This is a genomic window from Planomicrobium sp. MB-3u-38 (assembly GCF_002836425.1).
GTDB classification, from domain to species: Bacteria; Bacillota; Bacilli; order Bacillales_A; family Planococcaceae; genus Planococcus; species Planococcus okeanokoites.
Window position 1 is genome coordinate 1 of sequence record NZ_PJBO01000050.1, and the last position, 8,851, is coordinate 8,851.

Genomic DNA, 8,851 nt, shown 5'->3' on the forward strand with positions numbered 1-8,851 from the left:
CAGTGCCATCCATCTCCCGCGACTGAATTGAATCACTAACACTACTGCACGAAAAGCAATATCAATGCCTATCGCCATCCACACGCCAGCCAAACCCCAGCCCAACTGTATTCCTAACAAATACACAAGCAGTGTGCGGATGGCCCACATACCAAAAGCGGTCAGATACATAGGAAATTTTGTGTTGTTCGCCCCTTGAAATGCCCCGGTCAAGACCATGAGTACTGCAAGAAATGGTTGAAAAACACCCGATATTTTTAAAGCTGTTCCGATATCATTGATCACTTCGGGGTCTTCTGTAAAGAAAGTGGCGGCCCATTCTCCAAAGAAGAACAAGACTCCCCCCAATAACGTCATACATACTACCGTGAACTGAGTGGAAAGCTTCGCATACTTTTTGGCTTCTTCCAGATTGCCGGCACCAATCTGCTGGCCAACCAAAATCGTTGCCGCGGTAGCAAAGCCATATCCGATCATGTAAGAGAACACTTCAACATTTCCAGCAATTTGATGAGCCGCAAAGGCATTGGTTCCAAGTGCGACGACGAAACCGAAATAGACAATCTGTCCGGCCCGCATGACCAATCGTTCACCTGCTGCAGGAGCGCCAAGAGTAGAGAGTTCCATTAGATGTTGTTTGTCTGGCTTCCAATATTCTTTTCTGAATGCCAGCACTTTTTCTTTGTTGATGTAATAGAAAAGGGCTAAAGTGCCAATCAAACGGGAAATTACCGTAGCTATGGCAGCCCCGGCAATTCCGAGTTCCGGAATGAACAAGAAACCGAATATCAACACATAATCAAGCAAAGCATTGATGCCATTGATGACTATACTGATCTTCATAGGCGTTTTAGTATCACCGGCTCCACGCAGAATTGCACTCATTACAAACATTAAAGACAGGATGACAGAAGGGATTCCGACAATCCGGAAATACTGCGCCCCCAACTCCAGGACTTCATCTTCGATGCCCATGAGCCGAAGCAGCGGCTCTGCAAAGAACCACGTAGCGAGACCGGTGAGAATCCCAAAAAGGATTGCCAGAATAATGGATTGCTGGGAACTGTGCCGGGAAATCCGGAAATTTTCGGATGTGCCGATCATTATGCTGACGGCACGGGAACAGCAGGAAGATGTCGTTAAAGGATTAAATCTCGGGGCAGATGATTACATTACGAAGCCGTTTAATGAAGAAGAGCTGCTAGCCCGCATTGGGGCGCTGCTTCGCAGAAGAACTCGGAAAAATATGCTTGAAGTAGATGGCTTGTTATGGGATGAAGACCGGTTTGAACTCACATATGGCAGACAGGTCATCAAATTGACGCCAAAAGAATTTCTGATGGTGGGCCATCTGATGAAAAATGCCGACAAGGTGTTTACGAGAGAGCAATTGATCCAGTTGATCTGGGGATTTGACTCGGAAACAGAAGGGCGGACCATCGATTCGCATGTGCGGAATGTCCGGGAAAAAATCCGCCAGTCCGGTTTTCCGGTCGATGATCATTTTCTCACGGTTTGGGGAATCGGTTACAAGTGGATCAATGAAATGGAATAACGCCTGGTAAAAGGAAAAGGCTCATCGGAAAATGTCTCCGACGGGCCTTTTTGAGTAAAATTATGCTGCGTTCCGGCAAGCTTCTGCACATCTGCGGCAAGCTTCCGCACAGCGTTTGCAATGGTCGTGATGGTCGGCGTGCTTCTCGCATTCCGCTGCACATGCCTCGCAAATGGTTGCACAAACGGCTGCCAGTTCGGCAACGAACGGAGAATTCCGAGTAATCGCATGTTCCAGATACGCGCAGATGTCTGCGCATTCACGGTCTAACCGGATGCACTGGGCCATCATCTTCACATCGTCTTCCTGCAGACAAGCGTCAAAACAATGGTTGCATTCCGCTGCACAATCGTGCAACGCCTGAATCAATTCCTGGTGTTGTTCATGAGCCATGTTAAAACCTCCATTTTTTATTTTTGCTTCATTTACTGGATTTCCCTCTACTTTCCAGATTAAACGGAAATTCTGAAACTCCATAGAAAATGCACAATTGCATAGACCCAGCTTAGGCTGTTTTTATATTCAGTTTTCTACTAGTTAGAGATTGAACTCCAGTGAGCCAACTGCTTTGACAAAGAGTAAAAATTTTTGTATTATACGGGTACAGGGTATATAAATTTTTTGGGGGGTGTCCAGCAAATGGAGCAGACGATGAAAGCAACAATACAACCAAATAAACAGCAACTTCTGAATCGGTTGAAGCGAATTGAAGGCCAGGTTCGCGGCGTTCATCAGATGGTAGAAAATGACCGTTACTGCGTAGATATTCTTCATCAGGTCAGTGCTATTCAATCTGCGATGAATAAAGTCTCACTTGCCTTATTGGAAGATCACACGCATCATTGTGTCGCTAAAGCCATCAAAGAAAACCAGGGAGAAGAAGCGATCAATGAATTAATGGATGTCATGAGAACCATGACTAAATAAATAATAAAGTAAAATAGTTGATATACCCTGCAAGGGTATGTTAAGTTAGAGGAAATCTTACTTTAGGAGGAAAAAGAATGAGTGAAATATTAAAAGTCCAAGGTATGTCTTGCGGTCACTGTGTAAGTGCAGTTGAAACAGGTGTCGGTGAACTTGAAGGGGTTTCATCCGTGACAGTTGATCTTAAAAAAGGCGAAGTGGCAGTCGACTATGATACTGGCAAGATATCGCTAAATGAAATCCAGGAAGCAATTGAAGAGCAAGGATATGACGTTGTATAAGAGTGCTCCTATAGCACTCTTTCTTTTTAAATGAAATATACCCCCATGCAGTATGTGGAGGAGGAGGTTGCAATGGCAGCGGATACAAAAGAAGCAAGTTTTCAAATCTCGGGAATGACCTGCGCAGCATGTGCCACCCGGATCGAAAAAGGGTTAAGCAAAATGGATGGCGTCGAGAAGGCAAACGTTAACCTGGCGCTGGAAAAATCATCAATTCAATACGATTCCACTAAGCTCACGGAAGCAGATTTCGAGAAGAAAATCGATGCGCTGGGCTACGGCGTTGTGAAGCAGAAAGCAGAATTTGATATTACCGGCATGACCTGTGCGGCATGTTCGACCCGCGTCGAAAAAGGGTTGAACAAGATGAATGGAATTGGATCGGCAAATGTTAATCTGGCACTTGAAAAAGCGACGATTGAATTCAATCCGTCCGAAGTGACAATTGGCGAAATCATCGCGAAAGTTGAGAAACTGGGTTACGGCGCCCATCAGCAGCAGGAAGACGAAGAACGAGTGGATTACCGGGAAAAAGCGATTCAGGACCAGAAGCGGAAGTTCATTGCTTCAGCGATTTTGTCCCTGCCGCTGTTATGGACGATGGTCGGCCATTTCTCCTTTACTTCCTTTTTATACGTGCCGGAAATCCTGATGAATCCGTGGTTCCAGATGCTTCTGGCTACACCGGTCCAGTTCATTATCGGGAAACAGTTCTATGTCGGCGCGTATAAAGCGCTTCGCAACGGCAGCGCCAATATGGATGTGCTGGTTGCCATGGGAACGTCGGCCGCTTATTTCTACAGTGTCTATCAGGCGATTATACACGCCGGTTCGCCGCATATGGCGCATCTGTATTTTGAAACGAGTGCCGTTTTGATTACCCTGATTGTTTTGGGCAAACTGTTTGAAGCAAAAGCAAAAGGCCGTTCATCTGAAGCAATTAAGAAATTAATGGGGCTTCAGGCGAAAACAGCTATCGTTTTGCGCGGCGGAATCGAAACAGAGGTGCCGCTTGAAGAAGTGGTGATCGGCGACACGATTTTCGTCAAACCCGGCGAAAAAATTCCGGTTGACGGAGAAGTGCTGGAAGGGACTACGGCGGTCGATGAATCGATGCTGACGGGCGAAAGTCTGCCGGTTGATAAAGCCGCAGGCGATTTGTTGTATGGTTCAACCATTAACAGCAACGGTTCCATCCAGATGAAAGCAACGAAAGTCGGGCGCGACACAGCGCTTGCTCAAATCATCAAAGTGGTGGAAGACGCACAGGGAACGAAAGCGCCGATTCAGCGGATGGCCGATAAAATTTCCGGCATCTTTGTGCCGATTGTTGTCGGGATCGCATTTATTTCTTTCCTTGTCTGGTATTTACTGGTCGATCCCGGTAATTTCACGCCGGCGCTCGAAGTGCTGATTACGATTCTGGTCATCGCGTGTCCATGTGCTCTCGGACTGGCGACGCCGACTTCGATTATGGCGGGTTCGGGGCGTTCAGCGGAAATGGGCGTCTTGTTCAAGGGCGGCGAACATTTGGAACAGACCCAAAGCATTGATACTGTAGTGGTCGATAAAACGGGTACGGTGACGCACGGGAAACCGGTGCTGACGAATGTATCACTTGCAGATGGGCAAAATGAAGAGCAGTTCCTGTCACTGATCGGTGCAGCCGAAAAGCAATCCGAACATCCACTTGCGCAGGCGATTGTGCAAGGGATTCAGGAAAAAGGCATCGAACTGGGTAAAGTCCAATTCTTCGAAGCCGTACCGGGCTACGGTATCCAAGCGACTGTGTCGGGTCAAGGCGTCCTCGTCGGCACACGCAAACTGATGCAGCAATACGGCATCGACATTTCGGCGGTTCTGCCGGAAATGGAAGCGATGGAAAGCGACGGGAAAACCGCGATGCTGGCTGCAATCAACGGCGAATATGCCGGAATGGTGGCAGTAGCGGATACCATTAAAGAGACGTCCCGCGGAGCAATCGAACGCCTGCATAAAATGGGGATTAAAGTGATTATGATGACGGGCGACAATGAGCGGACTGCGCAGTCGATTGCGAGAGAAGTGGGCATCGACGCCGTCATTTCGGAAGTGCTTCCGGAAGGCAAAGCGGACGAAGTGAAGAAGTTGCAGCAGCAAGGCAAGAAAGTGGCGATGGTCGGCGACGGCATCAACGACGCGCCGGCGCTGGCCGTTGCCGATATTGGCATGGCAATCGGTACGGGTACCGATGTGGCGATGGAAGCGGCGGATATCACGCTGATCCGCGGCGATTTGAACAGCATTGCGGATGCGATTCTGATGAGCCGCAAGACGATGCGCAACATCAAGCAGAACCTGTTCTGGGCATTCGCCTATAATACGGTAGGCATCCCGATTGCCGCCATCGGTTTATTGGCGCCGTGGGTGGCGGGTGCTGCGATGGCATTCAGTTCGGTGTCGGTTGTCTTGAACTCACTGCGCTTGCAACGAGTGAATTTGCAAAAGTAAAGATTGATAAGTAAAAAGCAAAAAGAGGAAGGCCAAAAGTAAAGGCAAATTGCTTTCGGCCTTTTTCTTTTAAATTTGTGAAAATATTATGGAAACGTCAGAAAAGTAAATAAAGGGAAAAGGAATAAAAATAAAGAAACACTAATTTGAAGGAGGCGTACTGAATGGCTAAAAATGATAAAGACCATCATCACCATCACGACGAACGAGTGGAACATAATAAGATGGATCATTCCGAACATGTTGGGCATGCCTATCATGAAGAGCAAGTGGAAGAGGGCATTCATGACCGCAGCAATCCATCCCAGCACCACGATCATCATGGCCATTCCGATCATAGCGGGCATGACCACCATCATCATGGCAATTTTAAAGAGATTTTCCTGAAATCGCTGCCAATTGGCATCATCATTCTGTTATTGTCGCCGATGATGGACATTCGGCTTCCATTTCAGTTCACTTTTCCGTACTCAGATATAGTAGTCGCCATATTGGCAACCATCTTATTGGTTTATGGCGGAAAACCTTTCTTCCAAGGGGCAATAGCCGAATTTAAAGAAAAAGCGCCGGGCATGATGGCCCTTATTTCCTTAGGGATATCGGTTTCCTATCTGTACAGTATTTACGCAGTGGCGGCACGTTATGTCACGAGTGAACACATCATGGATTTCTTCTTTGAATTCGCTTCCTTGCTGTTGATCATGCTGCTTGGCCACTGGATTGAAATGAAAGCGGTCGGAGAAGCAGGAGACGCGCAAAAATCGCTCGCTGAATTGGTGCCGAAAGATGCACATGTCGTATTGGAAGACGATTCGATTGAGACGCGTCCAGTAAGCACGCTGAAAGTCGGAGATCTTGTACGGGTTCAGGCGGGCGAAAACGTCCCTGCCGATGGGATCATCAAACGAGGAGTGTCCCGGATTAATGAAGCGCTCTTGACGGGGGAATCCAAGCCCATTGAAAAAGGAGTTGGAGACAAAGTAATCGGCGGTTCCACGAACGGTGCAGGCATCTTGTATCTTGAAGTACAAGAAACCGGCGACCAATCGTTCATTTCCCAAGTGCAAACCCTGATTAGCCAGGCGCAAGATCAGCCTTCAAGAGCTGAAAATCTGGCTCAAAAAGTGGCCGGTTGGCTGTTTTATATCGCCATTGCGGTGGCTTTCATCGCTTTTGTCGTTTGGCTGTACATTGCTGACATTCAAACCGCTATTCTTTTTACGGTTACGACATTAGTCATTGCATGTCCACACGCTCTCGGCCTTGCCATTCCGCTGGTTATTGCACGAAGCACCAGTTTAGGTGCAAGCCGCGGGCTGTTGGTGAAAGACCGCGAAGCATTGGAGTTAGCAACTAAGGCTGATGTAATGATACTGGATAAAACGGGTACGTTGACTACTGGCGAATTTAAAGTTTTGAACATGGAAACACTGGATGGTCAACATACCGAAGCCGAAATCGCGGCGTTAATGGCAGGGATTGAAGGCGGATCCAGCCATCCAATCGCCCAGTCAATAGTCCAATATGCTGAGAAACAAGGGATTCAGCCTGTCCACTTTGATTCGATTGATGTTGTGTCGGGTGCGGGTATAGAAGGAAACGCCAATGGCCGCAAATACGAATTGATCAGCCAAAAGGCATTTGGAAGAGATGTAGCGGTGGATGTTCCCAAAGGGGCAACATTAAGTATACTGGTTGAGGACGGGAATCCGATCGGTACGGTCGCATTAGGCGATGAATTGAAAGAAACGAGCAGAATGCTGATACAGGCATTGAAGCATTACAATATAAAACCGATCATGGCTACAGGCGACAATGAAACGGCTGCCCAAGGAGTAGCAGAGGAACTGGGCATTGAATACAGAGCCAATCAATCACCGCAAGATAAATATGATTTAGTGGAATCACTGAAAAATAATGGACAAACGGTTATCATGGTCGGCGATGGCGTCAACGATGCACCATCCCTTGCAATAGCAGACGTTGGGATAGCAGTCGGTGCCGGAACTCAAGTCGCCATCGATTCCGCTGATGTGATTTTGACTCAGTCGGATCCAGGCGATATTGAATCCTTTATCGAATTGGCCAATAAAACAACCAGTAAAATGAAACAGAACCTCGTGTGGGGAGCCGGTTATAACTTTATTGCCATTCCCATAGCGGCGGGTGTTCTAGCCTCCATTGGGATTACGTTGGTTCCTGCCGCAGGAGCAGTTCTGATGTCCGTGTCCACGGTTATCGTGGCTATCAATGCGATGACATTGAAACTAAGAAATAGAGCTGTTTAACACCGTGTTTAATTGTCGTACACGAAAAGTGCTGCCTCCCAAAAGTTGAATTTTCTTTAACCTTGGGGGCACAGTTTTGTATTAGGTTAAAGTCAAACGGAGGTTTGAAGACTTTGGATAATTAAATATATTTTTATAGTTAACATATGAGAAAATATCGGAAGTAGCAATTGTTTTTAGCAGCAAAATACAAAGGGAAAAGCCTAGCTGATCAGCCAGGCTTTTCCCTTTCGTCTGTTTAAGAGTGCCCTTATAAAGAGTTTTATTTTAAATGTACTATAAAAACTTATATGAACTTAAATAGTAGACAAGAAATCTATTTTATAAATATCTTTCAATAAAACTTGATAACTGGTGTTGGAGTTATTCAATCCTGACAATAACAGGCTCATGTTCAGATACGACCGTAATTATTTCATTCAAAGTAATGTACATATGGACTTCGACCTTATCCAGTGCTTTTTCGAATACATGATTGCCTTCATATTGGGCCAATAATTTGGAATTTTTGACTTTAAAAAATTTTGGGATATGTTTATTGTAATCTTCAGGTGCTTCTATACCAATATTGGTTAAATCTATCCTGGCATCCTCAGTATCGAATATAAAGCTCCATACTGTAAAGTCTGCAGAAGAAAGTTTATTATATGTTAATTTAATTTTATTTTGCTTGAAATCGCTTATTACTAATTCAAATTCATTCCTGCTTTTGAATACACTTTCTAATATAAGGGAAGAAGGATAAGGTGCTGATAAAATTTCTATTCCTTTAGGCTGCCAGAATTGTAAAACTTCACTCATATGATTCTCCTTTATAGGTATCTGACCTTATCGGTTCGTATCCTATCACTAGAAGGGAAGGAAAGTGTAGGAACACCTTCGTAACTTGTGGAAGGATAATATGCTAAAGTCCCGCCATTATAATGTTTTAATAATCTTCCTTCAGCTCCTTCTTGAGCATCCCCCGGCATCCTTTGAAAATCGTAAAGTGCTTGATTAGTTCCGCCACGTTTTTCATAATTATTTACACTACTTGTCTGATTTGTTTTAACTGCCCCTTGCAAAATACCTTCCCAAACAGTTCTTACTCCTCCGCATTGGATTGTGATTTCTCCATCATCAAGGCTATAGCTGCTATATTCCTCGATGCTATATATACCACAATTATTAAATGAAGCTTCAGTATTAGCTTGTGGCATAAAAAAGCTTGATATCAGTAATAGAAAAGCCAGCATACTTACCCGTATTAACGAGAGCGTAAAATATGTTGTGTAAATGAATAAATAGAAAAAGGAAGACCTTTTCTTGTA

Annotated in this window: 8 protein-coding genes and 1 pseudogene; 5 read left to right on the forward strand and 4 right to left on the reverse strand. The window is 45.5% G+C overall.

The features are described from left to right. A partial coding sequence (locus CXF70_RS10185; protein WP_233208605.1) for an MATE family efflux transporter occupies positions 1–1,104 on the reverse strand: 1,104 nt, incomplete at its 3' end. Here CXF70_RS10185 and CXF70_RS10190 point away from each other — a divergent pair. Continuing rightward, positions 1,049–1,555: pseudogene (locus CXF70_RS10190) on the forward strand (response regulator transcription factor); the annotation flags it as partial. The gene CXF70_RS10185 and the pseudogene CXF70_RS10190 sit on opposite strands and share 56 nt — an antisense overlap. A 60-nt stretch (positions 1,556–1,615) precedes the next feature. Here the strand turns inward: CXF70_RS10190 and CXF70_RS10195 are convergent. Next, entirely contained in the window at positions 1,616–1,948 is a 333-nt protein-coding gene (locus CXF70_RS10195; RefSeq protein WP_101802570.1) for a four-helix bundle copper-binding protein, read from the reverse strand. Between the two features lie 246 nt (positions 1,949–2,194). Between CXF70_RS10195 and CXF70_RS10200 the strand changes: the two genes are divergently transcribed. The 4 genes from CXF70_RS10200 (at position 2,195) to CXF70_RS10215 (ending at position 7,541) form a co-directional block, all read left to right on the forward strand. Next, complete coding sequence (locus CXF70_RS10200) at positions 2,195–2,482, forward strand: metal-sensitive transcriptional regulator (RefSeq protein ID WP_101802571.1); 288 nt, start codon at positions 2,195–2,197, stop codon at positions 2,480–2,482. 77 nt (positions 2,483–2,559) lie between these two features. Further along, the gene (copZ, locus tag CXF70_RS10205) at positions 2,560–2,763 is read left to right on the forward strand and encodes a copper chaperone CopZ (RefSeq protein ID WP_101802572.1); all 204 of its coding nucleotides are present in this window, start codon (positions 2,560–2,562) and stop codon (positions 2,761–2,763) included. Between the two features lie 72 nt (positions 2,764–2,835). Beyond that, positions 2,836–5,253, forward strand: a complete 2,418-nt coding sequence (locus CXF70_RS10210) for a heavy metal translocating P-type ATPase (protein ID WP_101802573.1) — start codon at positions 2,836–2,838, stop codon at positions 5,251–5,253. Positions 5,254–5,417: 164 nt separating this feature from the next. Continuing rightward, positions 5,418–7,541, forward strand: coding sequence for a heavy metal translocating P-type ATPase (locus CXF70_RS10215; RefSeq protein ID WP_101802574.1), 2,124 nt, complete (start codon positions 5,418–5,420; stop codon positions 7,539–7,541). Positions 7,542–7,904: 363 nt separating this feature from the next. Here CXF70_RS10215 and CXF70_RS10220 read toward each other — a convergent pair whose 3' ends face one another. Both CXF70_RS10220 and CXF70_RS10225 read right to left on the reverse strand, forming a co-directional pair. After that, positions 7,905–8,342 carry a hypothetical protein gene (locus CXF70_RS10220; RefSeq protein ID WP_101802575.1) on the reverse strand — a complete coding sequence of 146 codons (438 nt, stop codon included), beginning with the start codon at positions 8,340–8,342 and terminating at the stop codon, positions 7,905–7,907. An 11-nt stretch (positions 8,343–8,353) separates the two neighbouring features. Further along, positions 8,354–8,851 (reverse strand): hypothetical protein (locus tag CXF70_RS10225; RefSeq protein ID WP_158241178.1); only part of this gene is annotated, 498 nt, incomplete at its 5' end.